The sequence below is a fragment of the Pandoraea anhela genome, from assembly GCF_902459655.1.
Classification (GTDB): Bacteria; Pseudomonadota; Gammaproteobacteria; order Burkholderiales; family Burkholderiaceae; genus Pandoraea; species Pandoraea anhela.
This window is the reverse complement of sequence record NZ_CABPSB010000001.1, coordinates 620,233-640,916: the sequence shown is the minus strand read 5'-3', so window position 1 is coordinate 640,916 and position 20,684 is coordinate 620,233. Positions and strand designations below refer to the sequence as shown.

Here is a 20,684-nt window from a genome sequence, read left to right as displayed (position 1 = left end):
TCTTTCCGTCACACCCCAACCTGATCCCCGTATGTCTGGCAATACGCTTGGAACCCTGTTTACCGTTACCACTTTCGGCGAATCGCATGGCCCGGCCATCGGCTGTGTCATCGATGGCTGCCCGCCGGGAATGGCGCTGACGGAAGCCGACATTCAGGTCGAACTGGATCGCCGCCGTCCCGGTACGTCGCGTCACGTCACGCAGCGTAACGAGCCGGACGCCGTCGAGATTCTCTCGGGGGTTTTCGAAGGCGTGACGACGGGCACGCCCATCGCTTTGCTCATCCGCAATACGGATCAACGCAGCAAAGATTACGGCAATATTGTCCAGACGTTCCGTCCCGGCCATGCCGATTACACCTATTTGCAGAAGTACGGCGTGCGCGATTATCGCGGCGGTGGCCGTTCATCGGCCCGCCTGACCGCGCCCGTGGTGGCGGCGGGCGCCGTGGCCAAGAAATGGTTGGCCGAGCGCTACGGTGTGCAGGTGCGCGGTTGCATGACGCAACTGGGGGACATCGAGATTGCGCAGACCGATTGGTCGCAGGTCTCGCAGAACCCGTTCTTCGCCGCGAACGCTGACGTTGTTCCGCAGTTGGAAACGTATATGGACGACCTGCGCAAGGCAGGGGATTCCGTAGGGGCGAAGCTGCGCGTCGTTGCGACCGGCGTGCCGGTCGGTCTGGGTGAGCCGCTGTTCGATCGTCTCGATGCCGATATTGCCCACGCGATGATGGGGCTCAATGCCGTCAAAGGGGTGGAGATCGGTGCGGGATTCCGTAGTGTGACGCAGAAAGGTTCCGAGCATGGCGACGAACTGACGCCGGAAGGCTTCGTCGGCAACAATGCCGGCGGCATTCTCGGTGGCATTTCGACCGGTCAGGATATCGAGGTCTCGATCGCCATCAAGCCGACATCGAGCATTCGTACACCACGTCGATCGGTCGATGTGACCGGGCAACCGGCGACGGTGGAGACGTTTGGCCGTCATGATCCATGCGTGGGCATTCGTGCCACGCCGATCGCTGAGGCGCTGCTGGCGCTCGTGCTGATCGATCATGCGCTCCGTCATCGCGCGCAATGCGGCGATGTCCGCGTCGACACGCCGGTTGTTCCTGCGCGTGCGCCGGAGTGAGTGCGACGGACCCCGGGGATTGACGAAGTCTGCCTAAGCCGTCGTTGCAGCGCGTGTCAAACGAAAGCGAAAACGAAAACGAAAGACATTCCGCTGGCGTTTTTTCGTCTCGGCGTTACCGCGTCATTCACGGCACTGCGTGATAGGCTGTTCGCCTTTCGCGGTATAAAGCGTGCCTTCCGGTCCTTTGCTCCACCAGATGAGCGTGCTTCCCACGTGTTTTTCCCCGCTCGCGGCGCGAGCGGGCTTGAGCACCTCGCGTTTGCCCATCCAATACAGCGTCACGTTGCCGCCGAGATTGTCGTCGTCGTAGACGACCACGGCCACACGTTTGTTATCGCACAAATAGCTCACCGTCTTGGCGTGCACAGCGCCTGCGGTAAGCGCAAGTGCGCCGACGAGCGCCGCACCCGAAAGTCCCAGGGAAGATCGCGACATACCGCCTCCTTGCCTTTGGCGTGGATTGGAAACGAATCCTCTACATGCTGGATCGGACACATTGGCCGCGGGCAAGTTGCCAGGCGAGTGCCCTTGCCGACGTCTAAACCGACATACCACCGACATACCATCGACTACAAGCCGACATCCCAATAAAAACCGCCGGACGAACCGGCGGCAGCACAACATTACATATTCGGGTAGTTCGGACCGCCGCCACCTTCCGGCGTGACCCATACGATGTTCTGCGTCGGATCCTTGATATCGCAAGTCTTGCAGTGCACGCAGTTCTGCGCATTGATCTGCAAGCGCTCCGAGTCATCGTCGTTCTTCACGAACTCGTACACCCCAGCCGGGCAATACCGCTGCTCAGGGCCGGCGTACTCGCTCAGGTTGATGCCCACAGGCACGCTCTGATCCTTGAGCGTCAAGTGGGCAGGCTGATTTTCTTCGTGGTTGGTGTTCGAAATGAAGACCGACGAGAGACGGTCGAACGTGAGCTTGCCATCCGGTTTCGGATACACGATCGGCTGGCATTGCGCGGCCGGCAGCAGGCATTCGTGATCGGCCTTCTTGCGGTGGATCGTCCAGGGCATTTTGCCGCCGAGCAGCTTTTGCTCGATGCCGGTCATCAGCGTGGCGACCGTCAGGCCCTTCTTGAACCACTGCTTGAAGTTGCGCGCCTTGTTCAGCTCTTCATGCAGCCACGATTGCTCGAATGCCGCCGGGTAAGCGGTGAGTTCGTCACGCTGCCGGTCTGCCACGAGCGCGTCGAACGCGGCATCGGCGGCCATCATGCCGCTCTTGATGGCGGCATGGCTACCCTTGATGCGGCTCACATTCAGGAACCCGGCCTCGCAGCCGACCAGGGCGCCGCCCTTGAAGGCCAGCTTCGGCAGGGCCAGCAGGCCGCCCGCCGTAATCGCGCGCGCGCCGTACGAAATGCGCTTGCCGCCCTCGAGGAAGTGACGGATCGAGGGGTGCGTCTTGTAACGCTGGAATTCTTCGAACGGGGACAGGTACGGATTGCTGTAATCGAGACCGACGATGAAACCGACGGCAACCTGATGGTTCGGTAGGTGATACAGGAAGGAGCCGCCATAGGTCTGGGCGTTGAGCGGCCAGCCGGCGGTGTGAATGACGAGGCCTTCCTTGTGCTTGGACGGATCGATTTCCCACAATTCCTTGATGCCCAGGCCGTATGCCTGCGGATCGCGCCCGTCATCGAGGTTGAACTTGCGCATCAACTGGCGGCCGAGGCTGCCGCGCGCACCTTCCGAGAAGATCGTGTACTTGGCGTGCAACTCCATGCCGAGCTGGAAGTTTTCGGTCGGTTCACCGTCCTTGCCTACGCCCATGTTGCCTGTCGCCACGCCCATGACCGCGCCGTTATCGTCATACAGCACTTCGGCGGCGGGGAAGCCCGGGAAGATTTCGACACCGAGCGCTTCGGCTTGCTGGCCGAGCCAGCGCACGACGTTGCCCAGGCTGATGACGTAATTGCCGTGGTTCTGGAAACAGGCGGGCAGCAGCCACGACGGGGTCGCGGTCGCGCCGGTCTCGTTCAGGAACAGGAACCGGTCTTCGACGACGGGGGTATCGAGGGGGGCACCGAGTTCCTTCCAGTCGGGGATGAGTTCGGTGAGCGCTCGCGGATCCATGACGGCACCGGAGAGGATGTGGGCGCCGATTTCCGAGCCTTTTTCCAGGACACAAACGGAAATTTCTTTGCCTGCTTCCTGCGCGCGTTGCTTCAAACGGATAGCCGTGGACAGGCCGGCCGGACCGCCGCCAACGATGACGACGTCATATTCCATCGACTCCCTCGGGCCGTACTGCTCAAGCAGCTTGGGATCCATTGATGCTCCTGTTATAAACGTTAGAATTCGTGGGTGCGGTCATTTTCCGGGAATGGGGAGCACCTCGCAACCGCATATTAATAGCACGATCGTTCGGTTAGGTAGGTAGGAAGCTCTAGCGGCGGGCCTTGTGGCCGCGCCGTAGTTCAATGCACGTCGGGGTACGAGGGAGAACAAGATGGGTCGTTCGCTGAATCTGGAAGGCAAAGTCGCGATGGTCACAGGGGCGTCAAGCGGCCTTGGTATGCAGTTTGCCAAGGTGCTGGCGCAGGCGGGGGCCAAAGTCGTGCTGGCCAGCCGCCGTGTGGAGCGGCTCAAGGAGTTGCGGGCGGAGATCGAGTCGCAGGGGGGCGCAGCCCATGTCGTGCCGCTCGATGTCACGGATTACGACAGCATTCGCGCAGGGGTCGCCCACGCGGAGACCGAAGCCGGGGCCATCGATATTCTGATCAACAATTCGGGGGTGTCGACGCAGCAGAAGCTCGTCGATGTAACGCCGCAGGACTACGACTACGTGGTCGATACCAATACGCGCGGCGCATTCTTCGTCGCCCAGGAAGTGGCCAAGCGCATGATCCGCCGCAGCAAGGGCGATCCGCAGCGACAGCACCGGATCATCAACGTGGCGTCGGTGGCCGGGCAGCGTGCGATTTCGATGCTGGGCGTCTATTGCATGAGCAAAGCGGCCGTGATTCACATGACCCGTTCCATGGCGCTCGAATGGGGGCGCTTCAACATCAACGTGAATGCGCTGTGTCCGGGCTATATCGACACGGAAATCAACCACGATCATTGGCAGACCGAAGCCGGTCGCAAGCTGATTCAGATGTTGCCGCGTCAGCGGGTGGGAGAGCCGAGCGATCTCGATGGGCTCATTCTGCTTCTGGCTTCAGACGATTCCCGATTCATCAACGGCTCCATCATGACCATCGACGATGGTCTGGCGATTGGCTGATCCCTTGGCCGGACCCCGGAAGCCAAAGGGCGGGCGCTCAATCCGGTCCGATGAAGAGATGAGGAGCCCCGATTGCACAGGCCGGTGACATGGCGGCAATCGGGGATTGTCCGAGGCAGTCAGCGTCATGACGACGAGCGCATAATTTCGGGACGCTCACGGGAATCGCGAAAGACGTCGCGTTGACGTCGGATCCCGAATCATCTCGAGGACAACATGCGTAATCAAGGCTGGCGGGGGCTCGTCGGAGTCGCGCTTGCCCTCGCCGCAATCGCGCTGCCGGTGGCCGCGCAACCTTACAAGGCTGAATACACGCTGTCGATCGTGCCCGATACGGGCACGCCCTGGGGCAAAGGCACTCAACTCTGGGCGGACATGGTGCGCGAGCGCACGCACGGGCGCATCAACATCCGGCTGCACCCTAACGCCACACTCATGGGCGGCGACCAGACACGCGAGTTCACGGCGTTGCGCCAGGGGGTCATCGACATGGCGGTCGGCTCGACGATCAACTGGTCGTCGGCCCTTCCCGAATTCAACATTTTCTCGCTGCCTTTTCTGCTGCGCGGCTATCGCTCGGTCGATGCGCTTACACAAGGCGACGTGGGGCGAGAGTTGTTCCGACGCGTGGAAGAGCAGGGCGTTGTGCCGCTTGCCTGGGGGGAAAACGGCTTTCGTCAACTAAGCAATGCACGGCGGGCGATCCGCTCGCCGGACGACATGCGTGGGCTGCGTTTTCGCGTCGTCGGCTCCTTGCTTTTCAATGACATCTTCACCGCGTTGGGCGCTGTGCCGACCCAGATGACATGGGGTGAAGCCATTCGCGCGCTGCGCGCGCGCAAGATCGACGGGCAGGAGAACCCGATCACGATCTTCAACAACGCCAAGCTCGATACGGCTGGGCAACGCTACATCACGGTTTGGGATTACGTGGCCGATCCGATCGTGTTCGTGGTCAACCGGCAGGTCTGGGACAGCTGGTCGCCGCAGGATCGCGACATCGTGCGCGATGCGGCGATCGAAGCGGCACGCTTCGAAGTCACGCTCGCTCGCGAGGACCTTCTGAGCACCGGCCAGGGCATGTGGGACGACCTGGAAGCGCGAGGCGTCAAAGTCACGCGGCTCACACCCGAACAGCGTCAGCGCTTTGTCGATGCGACGCGTCCCGTCTATGTGAAATGGAAGGCGCTCGTCGGGCGGGATCTGGTCGAAAAGGCCGAAGCCGCTGTCAAGGACGATGCGATGACGGGCAAACCCCAGCCCGCTGGCGCTCGCAAGTAACGCCATCGGTTCGCCCAAATCGGTTGGCGATTCGATTGTCGTCGCGCCGCTTCGGAATTTTCCGACACGTCGCTCTCCTGCGAATCCCAAAAGGCGCCTTGTCGAAGCAATTCCCTACGGCATGGCGCGCGCCGTTCGGTCCGAGGCGCTACACTTTATCCCCATGACGCTCTGCCATTTCGCGGCGGGGCGCTGATTTTGATCACGGGGAATTTGCAGTGTCGTCAGAGTTCAAAGAAGTTTTCCGAATGAGCATGCCCATTCGCTGGGGCGATATGGATGCCTTCGGGCATGTCAACAATACCGTCTACTTCCGCTACATGGAGCAAGTGCGTATTTCGTGGCTGGAGACGCTGGACATCGCGTCGGAGGAGCGTCAAACGGGGGAAGGCCCTGTGATCGTCAATGCGAATATGACGTTCCTGCGTCAGTTGCGGTATCCGGGAGATATCGATTGCCGCATGTTCATCGGCGAACCCGGGCGTAGCAGTGTGGACACGCGCTTCGAGCTGCGGCGCGCGGATATGCCGGAGGTCCTTGTGGCCGAGGGCGGTGCGAAGATCGTGTGGGTGAACTACCACGCCGAGAAGTCGGTGCCGCTGCCGGAAGCGGTGCGGACGTTGTTCGCCGATCAGTGATGCGGTGACGATTCGCGGGTCAGCGGGGGGCGTGTCCCCCGCGACATTTCACGACATCCCGCGCGGAAAACGGCTAGTTGCCGAGCAGGCGTTGAACGAGTTCGGTGGCGGTACCCGCGCCGTACTTTTGCATCAGTCGCGCGCGGTAGATATCGACGGTGCGCGGGCTGATCTCGAGAATCTTGCCGATCTGCTTGCTCGTCTTGCCTTGCACGAGTTGTGCGGCGATTTCGCGCTCGCGGGCGGTGAGGGCGACGGCGACGCGGCGCGTGGCCGAAATGTCCTCGAAAGTCCAGAGGCCGGCCGCATGCGGGTCATTCATGTCGAGCGAGCGGCCCGTGACGTGGCACCAGAACAATTCGCCGCTCGCGCGTCGCATGATGCGCTCGTCGGAATAAACGCCCTGCGTGCTCATGATCGGGGGAATGCGCTCGCCGATGCGTTCGAACTCTTTCGGCGACGGGTACAGCACCTGAAAGGATTGGCCGATCAGCGTCTCGTGGTCGTAACCGAAAATCTTGCCGAGTTGGCGGTTACAGTCCTCGATGATGCGCTGGCGAGAGATGACCAGACCGACGGGTGCGATGTGAAAAGCTGTCTGGTAGTCGAACGTCGGCATGGGGGAAGTACGATCCGGTCGGGTCACGTGCCGGTTCGCCGCGGGCTGCGGCCCGGCGCGCGGGAAGATATGTAATTTCACGTATTGTGCCCCATTTGCGCGGCACCGTAAGCTCTGTGATTGCATAAGGCGCGTGGGCCGCGGAGTTTTGCAGGTCGGCGCAAGCCTCGCAACGCGCGAGAGCGCGGCATAATTTCAATTCTCAACCGAGGGAAAGGGACAAACGATGAACAAGGTATACGCCAGCGCCAAGGAGGCGCTCGCCGGCGTCGTCGCAGACGGGCAAACGCTCGCCGTCGGTGGCTTCGGCCTGTGTGGCATTCCGGAGGCCCTGATCGCCGCGCTGCGCGACTCGGGCGTCAAGGGGCTCACCTGTATCAGCAATAACGCCGGTGTCGACGGCTTTGGCCTCGGACTGTTGCTCGAGACGCGTCAGATCAAGAAAATGATTTCGTCGTACGTTGGCGAGAACAAGGAGTTCGAGCGCCAATATCTGGCGGGCGAACTCGAGCTCGAATTCACCCCGCAAGGCACGCTGGCCGAGAAACTGCGCGCCGGCGGCGCAGGCATTCCGGCGTTCTTCACGAAAACCGGTGTGGGCACCGTCGTGGCCGAAGGCAAGGAAACGCGGGAGTTCGACGGCCAGACCTATGTCATGGAGCGCTCCCTGCGCGCCGACGTCGCGCTGGTGAAGGCCGCCAAGGCCGATCGCGCCGGTAACCTCGTGTTCAATCGCACTGCCCGTAACTTCAACCCGGTGGCCGCCATGGCCGGCAAGATCACCATCGTCGAAGTCGAGGAACTGGTCGAGACCGGTTCGATCGATCCGGACGATGTGCACCTGCCGGGGATCTTCGTTCAGCGTATCGTGCTGAACGCGCATCCGGAAAAACGCATCGAACAGCGCACGGTACGTGCCAAGTAAGCGCCGAGATCAAGGAGAAAACCATGGCATGGAATCGTGATGAAATGGCTGCGCGCGCTGCGCGCGAGCTCGAAGACGGCTTCTACGTGAACCTCGGCATCGGTTTGCCCACGCTGGTGGCGAACCATGTGCCGGAGGGAATGGAAGTCTGGCTGCAATCGGAGAACGGCTTGCTCGGTATCGGCCCGTTCCCGACGGAAGAGGAAGTCGACGCCGACATGATCAATGCGGGCAAGCAGACGGTGACGACGTTGCCTGGCTCGTCGATCTTTTCGTCGGCCGATTCGTTCGCGATGATTCGCGGCGGCCACATCAACCTGGCAATCCTCGGTGCAATGCAGGTCAGCGAAAAAGGCGATCTCGCGAACTGGATGATCCCGGGCAAGATGATCAAGGGCATGGGCGGTGCGATGGACCTCGTCGCAGGGGTGGGCCGCGTGGTCGTGCTCATGGAGCACGTCGCCAAGGGCGATGCCCACAAGATCCTCAAGGCTTGCGATCTGCCGTTGACGGGCGTTGGGGTGGTCAATCGCATTATCACTGACCTCGGCGTGATCGACGTGACCCCGGACGGCCTGAAGGTTATCGAACTGGCGCCGGGTGTGACGAAGGAAGACATTTCGCAGAAGACCGGCGCATCGCTGGACACGAGCGCCGTCTGAGGTTGTGCCGAGTGCCGCGCGCGTCTCTTGCGCTCGGCTCGTGGGTGCAGGGCGCCGCACCGACGGCTGGGGGGTGCCCAGGCCGTTGCGTCCGGCAACCTGTGCAAGAAGGAAGTTGGGCGGTGAAACGCAAAATGGGCGGGGAATTCCCCGCCCATTTTGTTTTGGCGATACGGCAGACTTATTGTGCCGCCCAGCCACCATCCATATTCCATGCGGCGCCACGCACCTGCGCTGCGGCTTCGCTGCACAGGAAAACTGCGAGGGCGCCGAGTTGCTCCGGCGTCACGAACTCGCCGGAGGGTTGCTTTTCGCCAAGCAGCGAGCGCTTCGCCTCATCGCCGGAAAGCTTGTCGCGCACGGCGCGGTCATCGACCTGCTTCTGCACGAGCGGTGTGAGCACGAAGCCCGGGCAGATGGCATTTGCCGTCACGCCGGTCTGCGCGTTCTCCAGCGCCGTGACCTTCGTCAATCCCACGATGCCGTGCTTTGCCGCAACATAGGCCGACTTGCCTGCTGAGCCCACGAGCCCATGCACCGACGCGATGTTGATGATGCGGCCCCAGTTGCGCGTGCGCATGCCGGGCAAAGCAAGTCGCGTGGTGTGAAAGGCGGAGGTCAGGTTGATGGCGATGATCGCGTCCCATTTGTCCGTCGGAAAATCCTGAATTTCCGCAACATGCTGAATGCCGGCATTGTTCACCAGGATATCCACGCCGCCGAACTCGGACTCGGCGTACTGCATCATCGCTTCGATCTCGCTCGCGCGACTCATGTCGGCGCCGTGATATCCGACCCGTGTGCCGGTGTGGCCAGCCTTTGCCGCGGCGGCGGAAATGGCCGCACGTGCGGCATCGGCGTCGCCGAAACCGTTGGTGATGAGCGTGGCGCCCTGGGCCGCGAGCGCTTGTGCCATGCCCAGACCGATGCCGCTGGTCGAGCCGGTCACGAGGGCGATTTTTCCTTTCAGCATTGCATCGTCTCCGTGCGGGAGGAAGGTGGGGATGAATACGAGGTCGATGAGCGCGGCCGCAAGTTGCGGCGCAACGTGACTCATGAGTGGCCTCATTCTAGCTTACGGTTTGCGGCAAGCGCGGTAGAATTCGGGTCTGGAAACCGATCCGATGAGCCTGCTATGCCGAGCCATGTGCCGCGTCTGTCGAACGTTCAGTGTCTGAGTCCTTCGGGGTTGCATCGCATGGCGTATGCGGAGTGGGGCGACCCGGACAATCCGCGAGTGCTCGTCTGCGTTCATGGTTTGACACGATGCGGGCGCGATTTTGACGCGCTGGCGAATGCGCTGGCGAACGACTACCGTGTTGTGTGTCCCGACGTCGTGGGGCGAGGGCAGTCGTCCTGGCTGGCGAATGCCGCCGGTTATGGGGTGCCGCAGTACGTCTCGGACATGGTGACGCTGATTGCACGTCTCGGTGTCGCGTCGGTGGACTGGTTCGGCACGTCGATGGGGGGACTCATCGGCATGGGCCTCGCAGGATTGCCGGAGTCGCCGATTCGCAATTTGCTGCTCAACGACGTGGGGCCGCATATCGACGCGGCGGCGCTCGCGCGTATCGGTCAATATGTCGGCATTCCGAAACGTTTCGCGTCATTGGACGAGGGCGCGGATTACCTTTGGTCGATCTCGTCGGCGTTCGGGCCGCATACGCGCGAGGCGTGGCTTGCCTTGAGCGAACCGTTGCTTAAGGCCGATGGCGATGGTTATGTGCTGCGTTACGATCCGTCCATCGGTGCGGCGTTCGCCGCAGTGACGCCCGAGGCCATCGCGGCCGGTGAGGCCATGCTCTGGGCGTCCCTTGCGGCGTTTTCGGGGCGCACGCTGATCGTGCGGGGTGAGCAGTCGGATCTGCTCTCGCGTACGACACTCGAACAAATGCTGGCGCACGCGCAGCATGCGCGTGCCGTTGAAATTCCCGGCGTGGGACACGCGCCGACGTTTGTGCATGCGGATCAGATCGAGATCGCGCGCCGGTTTTTTGACGGATACGCCGACTGATATTCGCCCTGATGGCGAAATACGGCGGCTTATCCGAAGTCGGAAGAATACGAGGAGTCTTACATCATGGCAGTACAACGTTTTTACGTCGAGAAGCGCTGGTCGGACATGGCCGTGCACAATGGCACCGTCTATCTGGCCGGTCAGACCCCGGACGACCGCTCGCAGGACATGGCGGGCCAGACGCGCCAGGTGCTCGCCCACATCGATCGCCTGCTCGGTGAAGCCAATAGCGACAAGTCGCTGATTCTGTCCTGCCAGATTTTTATCTCGGACATGAAGTACTTCGGCGAAATGAATCAGGTGTGGGATGAGTGGGTGCCGGCGGGTAACGCTCCCCCGCGCGCCACGGTGCAGGCGTTGCTCGCCGACCCTGCCATGCTTGTTGAAATCGTGGTCGTGGCAGCTCAGCGCGAGAGCTGAGTGCACGGCCCGCAACATCCGGGGCGCTGGTCGCCCCGTGTTCCGACATGAACCAACATCAAGCACCGACATCCACAGAGTCGCTCTCGACGCCGGGTGTGGGTGAAGCACCTTTGCCCGCGACGCTCGACGCCGCCCTCGCGTTCGCCGCAACGCTGTGCGGGGAAAACGTGCTCTCTTCCGGCGAGCCGATCATGGCGCATGCGCGCGGCATGATCGCGATTCTCGATACGCTGCGTGTCGACGAGGCGACGCATCAGGCGGCGGCGCTGTTCTCCGCCGTTGAATTTCTTCCGGACCCGCAGGCTACGCTCACGCAGAAGTTCGGTGCGGAGGTGGCTGCGCTCGTGATCGACGTGCGCAAGCTGCAACGTCTCTCTGGCGCGGGCGCTCGCGCGGCGCAGGCGATGCCGTCCGACGGGCGGGATCGCGATGCCTCCGCCGAACGAAAGTCTCAGGTCGAAGGCTTGCGCAAGATGTTGCTGGCATTTGCGCAGGACATCCGTGTCGTGATGATCCGGCTGGCGTCGCGTCTGCAATCGCTGCGTTGGTACGCCGCCGAGAAGAAGGCGCCGCCGGAAGACATGCCTCATGAGGTCCTCGAGATTTACGCACCCTTGGCGAACCGTCTCGGCATCTGGCAACTGAAGTGGGAACTCGAAGATCTCGCGTTCCGTTTTCTGGAGCCGGTCACATATAAGCAGATCGCCAAGCTGCTGGAGGAAAAGCGCGTCGAGCGCCAGACATTCATCGAAGGCGCGATTCAGCGGCTTCAGGACGAATTGGCGCGCGCCGGTGTGAAGGCCGAGGTGTCGGGGCGGCCGAAGCATATCTACAGCATCTGGAAGAAGATGCGAGGCAAGGCGGTCGATTTTGCCGAGCTTTACGATGTGCGCGCGTTTCGCGTGATCGTCGACGATATCAAGGATTGCTACACGGTATTGGGCATCGTCCATAACCTTTGGCAGCCGATTCCGAAAGAATTCGACGATTACATCTCGCGTCCGAAACCCAACGGTTATAAATCGCTGCATACGGTGGTGATCGGTGACGACGGGCGGGCGTTCGAAGTGCAGATCCGTACGCACGAAATGCACCACTTCGCCGAGTACGGCATTGCAGCGCACTGGCGCTATAAGGAAGCCGGGCAGCGCGGTTACGGTGGGGCGTTTTCGGCGAACGAGGCTTACGACGAGAAGATCGCGTGGCTGCGTCAGTTGCTCGCGTGGAAGGACGATGTCGCGGATACCGTCGGTGCCGAGGGCGCAGTGCAGCCTTGGGAGCAACTCAAGCGGGCGACCATCGATGACCATATCTATGTGTTAACGCCGCAAGCCCGCGTGATTTCGTTGCCGCAAGGCGCCACCCCGGTCGACTTTGCCTATCACCTGCACTCCGAGCTGGGGCATCGCTGCCGGGGCGCGCGAGTCGATGGCGCGATGGTGCCGCTCAACACGCCGCTGCAGAACGGGCAGACGGTCGAGATCGTCACCGTCAAGCAGGGCGGGCCGTCGCGGGATTGGCTCAATACGCAGTTGGGGTATTTGCAGAGCCATCGGGCGCGTCAGAAGGTGCGTCAGTGGTTCAATGCCATCGACCTCGAAGAAACGATCGCCCATGGTCGGACGCTGGTCGACAAAACGTTGCAGCGTGAAGGCAAGACGTCTGTCAACCTCGAAGAGTTGGCGACACGCCTCGGCTTTCGCACGCCGGATGACCTTTACGCCTCCATCGCGAAAGACGAATTCAGTCTGCGGCATGTCGAACAGGCGTTGTCGGGCAATCTGCCGGGCCCCGAGCCGCGTGATGAAGATACGCTCGTCGCGAAGAAGAGCCTCGACACGAGCGTGGTGCAAGGCGCGAAAAGCGGTGTGCTCGTGGTCGGTGTCGGCGCGTTGCTCACGCAACTGGCGAAGTGCTGCCGTCCTGCGCCGCCGGATCCGATCGTGGGGTTCGTCACGCGTGGCAAGGGTGTGTCGATTCACCGTCAGGATTGCAGCAGTTTTCAGGCGATGAAGGCGAGGGCGCCGGAGCGTGTGATTCAGACGGCGTGGTCGTCCGACGTGCTCGAAGGGCGCGGCGTTGCAGCGTATCCGGTGGACATTCAGATCGAAGCGACGGACCGGCAGGGATTGCTGCGGGACATCTCCGAAGTGTTCTCCCGCGAAAAGCTCAACGTAACGGGGGTGAGCACGCAGTCGCGCGGGTCGCAGGCGTTCATGCAATTTACCGTGGAAGTGCGGGACGGCGGGCAGTTGCAGCGAGCGTTGGCCCAACTGACCGGGGTCGCGGGCGTGGTGTCGTCGCGTCGACGATAGGTGGTGCGAGCGCTGGAGGGCGGTCGGTTGCGCCGAGATTTTGTCGCAGTCGACTGGCCTTGCCGGGCGCGTTCTCGTGGCGCAACGACGCGTGAAACCCTTGGCGCATGCGGTTTTTCATCGTCAGGCACAATAATCGCTTGGCGATGCGACGAAACCTTGCTAGAATCTTGTTCTCTTGCAGTAGGCTCGTAGCTCAGTTGGTTAGAGCACCACCTTGACATGGTGGGGGTCGTTGGTTCGAATCCAATCGAGCCTACCAACGAAATTTAATGCATTACAGTCCGCGAAACCCCGCAGACACAGGCGCTGGAAAACACTCATGTTGAAGACTGCCCGAACTTTCACAGTGGTGAAGGTGCGACGTTAAGTCGAGGGTGTTTTTCGTCTGGATGCAAGGAATGAAGAGACGGCCTCGACGACAGTCGAGGCCGTTTTTTTTCGTGGTTTGCCGCGTGGCGTTGGCCGCGCGTGACGTTTTTGCGCATGGGAGTGCGACATGATTTCGGTACGTTTGCCTGACGGTTCGCAACGCCAGTACGAAGCCCCGCTCACGGTGGCGCAAGTCGCCGGCTCGATCGGCACGGGTCTGGCCAAGGCGGCCCTCGCGGGTCGCGTTGACGGCAAGCTGGTCGATACGTCCTATCTGATCGAGCGCGACGTGAGTCTCGCCATCGTCACCGACAAGGATGCCGACGGTCTGGACATCATCCGCCATTCAACGGCCCACTTGCTGGCGTACGCCGTCAAGGAACTGTTCCCCGAAGCGCAAGTCACGATTGGCCCCGTCATCGAAAACGGCTTCTACTACGACTTCTCCTTCCATCGTGCGTTTACGCCGGAAGACCTCGAAGCCATCGAGAAGAAGATGCACGAACTCGCCAGGAAGGACGAGCCCGTCACGCGCGAAGTCATGTCGCGCGACGATGCTGTGCGCTTGTTCATGTCGATGGGCGAGAAGTACAAGGCCGAGATCATCGAATCGATTCCGGCGACGGACGAAATCGGCCTGTATCGCGAAGGCAAGTTCGTCGACCTGTGTCGCGGCCCGCACGTGCCCTCGACGGGCAAGCTCAAGGTCTTCAAGCTGATGAAGGTCGCTGGCGCCTACTGGCGCGGCGATGCGAAGAACGAGCAGTTGCAGCGCATTTACGGCACGGCCTGGACGAAGAAGGAAGATCAGGACGCCTATCTGCACATGCTCGAAGAGGCGGAAAAGCGTGATCACCGCAAGCTCGGCCGTGCGCTGGATTTCTTCCACATGCAGGAGGAGGCGCCGGGTCTCATCTTCTGGCACCCGAAGGGCTGGACGCTCTGGCAGCAGGTCGAGCAGTACATGCGTCGCGTCTACCGTAACAACGGTTATCAGGAAGTGAAGGGGCCGCAGATTCTCGACCGCTCGCTGTGGGAAAAGTCGGGGCACTGGCAGAACTACAAGGACAACATGTTCACGACGGAGTCGGAGAATCGCGCTTACGCGCTCAAGCCGATGAACTGTCCTGGGCACGTTCTGATTTTCAATTCGGCGCTGCATAGCTATCGCGACCTGCCGCTGCGTTATGGCGAGTTCGGTCAATGTCATCGCAATGAACCGTCGGGTGGTTTGCATGGGCTGATGCGCGTGCGCGGCTTCACGCAGGACGACGGTCATATCTTCTGTACGGAAGACCAGATTCTCGACGAGTGCGTGAACTACACGGCGCTGCTGCATTCCGTCTATAAGGATTTCGGCTTTACGGACATGATCTACAAGGTCGCTACGCGCCCTGAGCATCGCGTCGGTTCGGACGAAAACTGGGACAAGGCCGAATTTGCGCTGATGGAGTCGCTGCGCCGTTCGGGGTGCGAGTTCGAGATCGCTGTGGGCGACGGGGCGTTTTACGGTCCGAAGATCGAATACACGCTCAAGGATGCACTGGGTCGTCAGTGGCAATGTGGCACGATGCAGGTCGACTTCTCGATGCCGGAACGCCTGGATGCCGAGTACGTGGCCGAGGACAACAGCCGCAAGCGGCCGGTCATGCTTCACCGCGCCATTCTGGGTTCGCTCGAGCGTTTCATCGGGATTCTGATCGAGCACCATGCTGGTGCATTGCCGGTTTGGCTCGCGCCGGAACAGGTGATCGTGATGAATGTCTCGGAAAAAACGGCCGATTACGCCCAAGAAGTGACGAAAAAGTTGAAAGAACAAGGGCTTAGGGCTCGGAGCGATTTGCGCAACGAGAAAATTAGCTATAAAATACGCGAGCACTTCTTGCAGAAAGTTCCCTATCTCGTTGTAGTCGGGGACAAAGAGCAGGAGGGAAATACGGTAGCCGTGCGTGCCCGTGGCGGCGTGGATCTGGGTGTGATGCCCGTTGACGCGCTCATCGAACGTCTTGCGCAGGATTGCGCATCGTTCCAATAACGCCTGTCGGACAGCGCGGCTAAATTTTTGACTTTTTTCGAGGATAAGCAACATCGCTACCGATAAGTCGCATCGCATCAACGGCGAAATTACTGCGCCCGAGGTGCGTCTAAATGGCGTCGACAACGAGCCGCTCGGCATTGTGAAACTGGCAGAGGCTTTCCGTCTGTCCGAAGAGGCTGATGTCGATCTGGTGGAAATTGCACCGACCGCGAATCCGCCGGTTTGCCGTCTGATGGACTACGGCAAATTCAAGTATTCGGAACAAAAGAAAGCGCACGAGAACAAGCTGAAGCAGAAGGTCGTCCAGATCAAGGAAGTCAAATTCCGGCCTGGCACCGACGACGGTGACTACAACGTCAAGCTGCGCAATCTGAAGCGTTTCCTCGAAGACGGCGATAAGACCAAGATCACGCTGCGTTTCCGCGGTCGTGAGATGGCTCACCAGGAAATCGGCGCTCGTATGCTGGAACGTCTGAAGACCGATCTCGAAGAGTTCGGTCAGCCGGAACAGATGCCGAAGATGGAAGGCCGTCAGATGATCATGGTCATCGCGCCGAAGAAGAAATAAGGCCGTGGCGGTGTCGAATGACGCCGCCGGGCAGTAAGCATTGCCGCCGTAGCCCGCGAGGGGTGCGGTAGCGATACAGGGTGCAGTTCGGCCCTGACAATAAGTGGTCTCAGGTTCTGAAAGGGGCGCGATTTTGGCGTCACACCTGTGATCATGTTAAAAACCCTGGAGTTTTTCATGCCCAAGATGAAAACCAAGAGCGGTGCCAAGAAGCGCTTTCGCGTGCGTCCTGGCGGTACCGTCAAGCGTGGTCAGGCCTTCAAGCGTCACATTCTGACGAAGAAGACCACCAAGAATAAGCGTCACCTGCGCGGTGCCGTCGGCGTTCATGAGTCTGATCTGAACTCCGTACGCGCAATGCTGCCCTTCGCTTAAACCCCGACTTAGATAGGAGAGAAACATGCCTCGAGTCAAACGTGGGGTCACCGCACGGGCCCGCCATAAGAAAGTCATCGCAGCAGCCAAGGGTTTCCGCGGCCGCCGCAATAACGTCTTCCGCATCGCCAAGCAAGCGGTCATGCGCGCCGGGCAATACGCCTATCGCGATCGCCGCAACAAGAAGCGCGTGTTCCGCGCTTTGTGGATTGCGCGTATCAATGCAGGTGTGCGTCAGCACGGTATGACCTACAGCGTGTTCATCGCTGGTCTGAAGAAGGCCTCGATCGAACTCGACCGCAAGGTGCTGTCCGACATGGCCATCAACGACAAGCCGGCGTTTGCTGCGGTTGTCGCTCAGGTGAAAGCCGCCGTCGCAGCCTAAGCTGTAGTTAGCGCATCGCGCGTTTCATTGCGCGCCTTACGCCAAGAGGGGGCTCTCATCGGAGCCCCCTTTTGTTTTTCGCCTGCCTTTTTGCTTGAATTTGCGGCCTTCGGACCGCCTAACTTGAGTCTGTAGCATATGGATCTGGAACTTATCGTCAGCGAAGCGCAGCGTGCATTCGCCGCCGCTCCCGACGCCGCCGCACTGGAAAACGAGAAAGCCCGCTTTCTTGGCAAGACCGGTCAGCTGACCGAGTTGCTCAAGGGCCTCGGCAAGCTCGATCCCGAAGCGCGCAAGACCGAAGGCGCACGGATCAATGCGGCCAAGCAACAGATCGAAGGCGCATTGCAGGCGCGCCGTCAGGCCATGGCCGATGCGCTGCTCGATGCGCGCCTGTCCGCCGAGGCTATCGACGTCACGCTGCCCGGCCGAGGCCTGGGCGCTGGCAGCCTGCATCCCGTGCTTACCACCTGGGAGCGCGTCGAACAGATTTTCCGCTCCATTGGTTTCGATGTGGCCGACGGCCCCGAGATCGAGAGCGACTGGTTCAACTTCACTGCGTTGAACAGCCCGGAAAATCACCCGGCTCGTTCGATGCAGGACACCTTCTACGTCGAGGGCAATGACGACGCCGGCAAGCCGCTGCTGCTGCGCACGCATACCAGCCCGATGCAGGTGCGCTATGCCCGCATGAACAAGCCGCCGATCAAGGTGATCGCGCCGGGACGTACGTATCGCGTCGACTCCGATGCTACGCACTCGCCGATGTTCCACCAGGTCGAAGGGCTGTGGATTGCTGAGGACATCAGCTTTGCCGACCTGAAGGGCGTGTACACCGACTTCCTGCGCAAGTTCTTCGAGCGCGACGACATTCAGGTGCGTTTCCGCCCGTCTTACTTCCCGTTCACGGAGCCGTCCGCCGAGATCGACATGCAGTTCGAGACCGGCAAGAACGCCGGCAAGTGGCTCGAAATTTCGGGATCGGGCCAAGTGCACCCGACGGTGATCCGTAACATGGGGCTGGATCCGGAGCGCTATATCGGCTTTGCCTTCGGTTCGGGCCTGGAGCGTCTGACGATGTTGCGTTACGGCGTTCAGGATTTGCGCCTGTTCTACGAGAACGACCTGCGCTTCCTGCGCCAATTCATGTAATCGATACCGGTAGCCCCTGGCTGGCGCGCATCGCCGCTGCCGCCGGGCTGCCGGAAGTGAAGACTTAACTGCGAGCGAACTGATCCATGCAATTCTCTGAATCGTGGCTGCGTACCCTGGTCGACCCGGATTTGTCGACGGACGCGTTGGCGCACGCCCTGACGATGTCGGGGCTGGAAGTCGAAGAAACCGATCCGGTTGCCCCGCCGTTTACCGGGGTGGTCGTGGCCAAGGTGCTCGAAGTCGCCCGTCATCCGGATGCCGACCGTCTGAACGTGTGTCAGGTCGACGCCGGCACGGGGGAGACGCTCACCATCGTTTGCGGTGCGCCGAACGTCGCACCGGGAATCAAGGTGCCGTGTGCAACCGTCGGGGCGGCATTGCCCCCGGCGGAAGCGGGCGGTGCGCCGTTCCAGATCAAGATCGGCAAGCTGCGTGGCGTGCAGAGCTTCGGCATGCTGTGCTCGGCGCGTGAGCTGAAGCTCTCGGAAGACCACGCCGGTCTGATGATCCTGCCGGAAGACGCGCCGGTCGGCATGAACATCCGCGAGTATCTGGATCTCGACGACACGGTGTTTGTCGTCAAACTCACGCCGAACAAGGCAGACTGCCTGTCGGTGCTCGGCGTGGCGCGTGAAGTCTCCGCCATCACCGGCGCGCCGCTCAAGGCGTTGCCGGGGCAGGGCGCTCAGCCTGCCACCCTCTCGGACACGCTGCCTGTGCGCATCAGTTCGCCGGACGGTTGCGGACGCTTCGGTGGTCGCATCATCCGCAACGTGAATGCCGCAGCGCCGTCGCCGCGCTGGATGGTGGAGCGCCTCGAGCGCGCCGGTCAGCGCAGCATCTCGGCGCTGGTCGACATCACCAACTACGTGATGCTCGAACTGGGGCAGCCGTTGCACGTCTACGATCTGAACCGTCTGCAAGGCGGGATCGACGTGCGCTTCGGCCGTGCGGGTGAGACGCTCAAGCTGCTCAACGAGCAAACCGTAACGCTCGACGAGAGTACGCTGGCCATCACCGACGCCAGCGGCCCGATCGGCCTTGCCGGCATCATGGGCGGCGATTCGACCAAGGCGGGGCTCGAGACGCAGAACATCTTCCTGGAAGGTGCGTTCTTCTTCCCGCAGGCGATTCAGGGCCGTGCGCGCAAGTACAACTTCACGAGCGATGCATCGCACCGCTTCGAGCGTGGTGTCGACTTTGCCGGCAACGTGCGTGCCCTGGAGCGGGCAACGCAACTCGTGCTCGACATTTGCGGCGGTCAGGCCGGCCCGCTGGAAGACCAGGTTGCGAAGCTGCCCGAGCGTCAGCCTGTGAAGATGCGCGTGGCGCGTGCCGTCAAGATTCTGGGGGTGCCCGTCTCCGAAGCGGAGATGAGCGCCATCTTCACGCGCCTCGGACTGCCGTTCACGTTGCAGGACGGCGTGTTCGAAGTCACGCCGCCGTCTTACCGCTTCGACATCGAGATCGAAGAGGATCTGATCGAAGAGATTGCGCGTATTTACGGCTTCGATCGCATTCCGGCCAATCCGCCGGTAGCGGCGAGCGAAATGCGTCCGACGCAGGAAGGCCGTCGCTCGCAACACGCGGTGCGTCATGCCGTGGCGGCGCGCGACTATCACGAGACGGTCGGCTTCAGTTTTGTCGACGTCGAGTGGGAAGCCGACTTCGCCGGCAACGACAATCCGATCAAGCTCCTCAACCCGATCGCCAGCCATCTCGCTGTGATGCGTTCCACGCTCATCGGCAGCCTGATCGCGACGGCCCGTTACAACCTGAATCGCAAGGCATCGCGCGTTCGCGTGTTCGAAATCGGCCGGACTTATCACCGTGACAACACGGTTGCGTCGGGCGAGTTGAGCGTTGGCGGTTATCGTCAGCCGCTGAGCGTTGCTGCGCTGGCCTATGGCCCGGTGCTCGAAGAACAGTGGGGCGCCCCCGCACGTCAGGTTGACTTCTTCGACGTGAAGGGCGACCTCGAGGCATTGCTGGCCCCTCGTACGGCGCGTTTCGTCAAGGCCGAGCATCCGGCTTTGCATCCGGGACGCAGCGCTGCGATCGAAATCGACGGCAAGCGCGTCGGCTTCATTGGTGAACTCCACCCGCGCTGGCAGCAGAAGTATGACCTGCCGCAGGCGCCGGTCCTGTTCGAAATCGAAGCCGAGGCGCTGTTCGGTCGAGACGTGGCGAGCTACGAGGACATCTCGAAGTTCCCGCCGGTCACGCGGGACATCGCGCTCGTGGTCGATCAGTCGCAGCCGGTTCAGGTGTTGCTCGATGCCATGCTTGCCGCGCGTCAGGACGACCCGGCATGCAGTGTGGTGCAATCGGTGCGCTTGTTCGACGAGTTCCGGCCCAAGGCGGGTACGGCATCGGGCTCCTTGGGGGCGCAGGACAAAAGCGTGGCGTTTCGTGTTACTCTGCAAGACCCCTCGGGTACGTTGCAGGATGAGACGGTCCAGGGCGCCATTAACGCACTGGTACAACGGGTAGAAGGGTTCGGCGCACGTTTGCGCGCCTGAAG

Annotated in this window: 19 protein-coding genes and 1 tRNA gene; 16 read left to right on the top strand and 4 right to left on the bottom strand. The window is 61.4% G+C overall.

The genetic code is table 11. From position 1 onward, the window contains the following. Positions 1-31 precede the first annotated feature (31 nt). On the top strand, positions 32-1,135 hold the full coding sequence (aroC, locus tag PAN31108_RS02610) for a chorismate synthase (RefSeq protein WP_150667319.1): 1,104 nt from the start codon (positions 32-34) through the stop codon (positions 1,133-1,135). A gap of 123 nt (positions 1,136-1,258) precedes the next feature. On the opposite strand, the gene PAN31108_RS26275 is transcribed toward aroC, so the two are convergent. Continuing rightward, the gene (locus PAN31108_RS26275; RefSeq protein ID WP_174994812.1) at positions 1,259-1,573 is read right to left on the bottom strand and encodes an MliC family protein; all 315 of its coding nucleotides are present in this window, start codon (positions 1,571-1,573) and stop codon (positions 1,259-1,261) included. Positions 1,574-1,761: 188 nt separating this feature from the next. Continuing rightward, on the bottom strand, positions 1,762-3,432 hold the full coding sequence (locus PAN31108_RS02600) for an electron transfer flavoprotein-ubiquinone oxidoreductase (protein ID WP_150667317.1): 1,671 nt from the start codon (positions 3,430-3,432) through the stop codon (positions 1,762-1,764). 178 nt (positions 3,433-3,610) lie between these two features. Between PAN31108_RS02600 and PAN31108_RS02595 the strand changes: the two genes are divergently transcribed. The 3 genes from PAN31108_RS02595 (at position 3,611) to PAN31108_RS02585 (ending at position 6,306) form a co-directional block, all read left to right on the top strand. Further along, a complete protein-coding gene (locus tag PAN31108_RS02595; RefSeq protein ID WP_150667316.1) occupies positions 3,611-4,387 on the top strand; it encodes an SDR family oxidoreductase in 777 nt (258 codons plus the stop codon). Between the two features lie 216 nt (positions 4,388-4,603). Next, complete coding sequence (locus PAN31108_RS02590) at positions 4,604-5,668, top strand: DctP family TRAP transporter solute-binding subunit (protein WP_150667315.1); 1,065 nt, start codon at positions 4,604-4,606, stop codon at positions 5,666-5,668. A 218-nt stretch (positions 5,669-5,886) separates the two neighbouring features. After that, positions 5,887-6,306 (top strand): acyl-CoA thioesterase, encoded by a 420-nt coding sequence (locus PAN31108_RS02585; RefSeq protein WP_150667314.1) that lies wholly within the window; start codon positions 5,887-5,889, stop codon positions 6,304-6,306. Between the two features lie 73 nt (positions 6,307-6,379). Here the strand turns inward: PAN31108_RS02585 and PAN31108_RS02580 are convergent, their stop codons facing one another. Continuing rightward, complete coding sequence (locus tag PAN31108_RS02580) at positions 6,380-6,925, bottom strand: PAS and helix-turn-helix domain-containing protein (RefSeq protein ID WP_150667313.1); 546 nt, start codon at positions 6,923-6,925, stop codon at positions 6,380-6,382. 226 nt (positions 6,926-7,151) lie between these two features. Between PAN31108_RS02580 and PAN31108_RS02575 the strand changes: the two genes are divergently transcribed. Both PAN31108_RS02575 and PAN31108_RS02570 read left to right on the top strand, forming a co-directional pair. Next, on the top strand, positions 7,152-7,850 hold the full coding sequence (locus PAN31108_RS02575; RefSeq protein ID WP_150667312.1) for a CoA transferase subunit A: 699 nt from the start codon (positions 7,152-7,154) through the stop codon (positions 7,848-7,850). Positions 7,851-7,873: 23 nt separating this feature from the next. Then, the gene (locus PAN31108_RS02570; RefSeq protein ID WP_150667311.1) at positions 7,874-8,512 is read left to right on the top strand and encodes a CoA transferase subunit B; all 639 of its coding nucleotides are present in this window, start codon (positions 7,874-7,876) and stop codon (positions 8,510-8,512) included. Between the two features lie 181 nt (positions 8,513-8,693). Here PAN31108_RS02570 and PAN31108_RS02565 read toward each other — a convergent pair whose 3' ends face one another. After that, positions 8,694-9,485 (bottom strand): 3-hydroxybutyrate dehydrogenase, encoded by a 792-nt coding sequence (locus PAN31108_RS02565; protein ID WP_150667310.1) that lies wholly within the window; start codon positions 9,483-9,485, stop codon positions 8,694-8,696. Positions 9,486-9,647: 162 nt separating this feature from the next. On the opposite strand from PAN31108_RS02565, the gene PAN31108_RS02560 reads away from it, so the two are divergent. From PAN31108_RS02560 to pheT, 10 genes are all read left to right on the top strand, one after another. Continuing rightward, positions 9,648-10,526 (top strand): alpha/beta fold hydrolase, encoded by an 879-nt coding sequence (locus PAN31108_RS02560; RefSeq protein WP_150667309.1) that lies wholly within the window; start codon positions 9,648-9,650, stop codon positions 10,524-10,526. 66 nt (positions 10,527-10,592) lie between these two features. Further along, positions 10,593-10,949 carry a RidA family protein gene (locus tag PAN31108_RS02555; RefSeq protein WP_039397700.1) on the top strand — a complete coding sequence of 119 codons (357 nt, stop codon included), beginning with the start codon at positions 10,593-10,595 and terminating at the stop codon, positions 10,947-10,949. Between the two features lie 47 nt (positions 10,950-10,996). Next, positions 10,997-13,267 (top strand): RelA/SpoT family protein, encoded by a 2,271-nt coding sequence (locus PAN31108_RS02550; RefSeq protein WP_174994811.1) that lies wholly within the window; start codon positions 10,997-10,999, stop codon positions 13,265-13,267. A gap of 185 nt (positions 13,268-13,452) precedes the next feature. Continuing rightward, positions 13,453-13,529 (top strand) — tRNA-Val (locus PAN31108_RS02545). A 237-nt stretch (positions 13,530-13,766) separates the two neighbouring features. Next, positions 13,767-15,674: a threonine--tRNA ligase gene (thrS, locus tag PAN31108_RS02540; protein ID WP_150667308.1), complete on the top strand. Its 1,908-nt coding sequence runs from the start codon at positions 13,767-13,769 to the stop codon at positions 15,672-15,674. Positions 15,675-15,726: 52 nt separating this feature from the next. Next, on the top strand, positions 15,727-16,245 hold the full coding sequence (gene infC, locus PAN31108_RS02535; protein ID WP_370819560.1) for a translation initiation factor IF-3: 519 nt from the start codon (positions 15,727-15,729) through the stop codon (positions 16,243-16,245). A gap of 177 nt (positions 16,246-16,422) precedes the next feature. Next, positions 16,423-16,620 carry a 50S ribosomal protein L35 gene (rpmI, locus tag PAN31108_RS02530; protein ID WP_010806049.1) on the top strand — a complete coding sequence of 66 codons (198 nt, stop codon included), beginning with the start codon at positions 16,423-16,425 and terminating at the stop codon, positions 16,618-16,620. A gap of 25 nt (positions 16,621-16,645) precedes the next feature. Beyond that, on the top strand, positions 16,646-17,005 hold the full coding sequence (gene rplT, locus PAN31108_RS02525; protein ID WP_058378172.1) for a 50S ribosomal protein L20: 360 nt from the start codon (positions 16,646-16,648) through the stop codon (positions 17,003-17,005). Positions 17,006-17,143: 138 nt separating this feature from the next. After that, complete coding sequence (gene pheS, locus PAN31108_RS02520; RefSeq protein ID WP_069343921.1) at positions 17,144-18,157, top strand: phenylalanine--tRNA ligase subunit alpha; 1,014 nt, start codon at positions 17,144-17,146, stop codon at positions 18,155-18,157. Positions 18,158-18,243: 86 nt separating this feature from the next. Beyond that, a complete protein-coding gene (gene pheT / locus PAN31108_RS02515; protein WP_150667306.1) occupies positions 18,244-20,682 on the top strand; it encodes a phenylalanine--tRNA ligase subunit beta in 2,439 nt (812 codons plus the stop codon). The last annotated feature ends 2 nt before the right edge of the window (positions 20,683-20,684 follow it).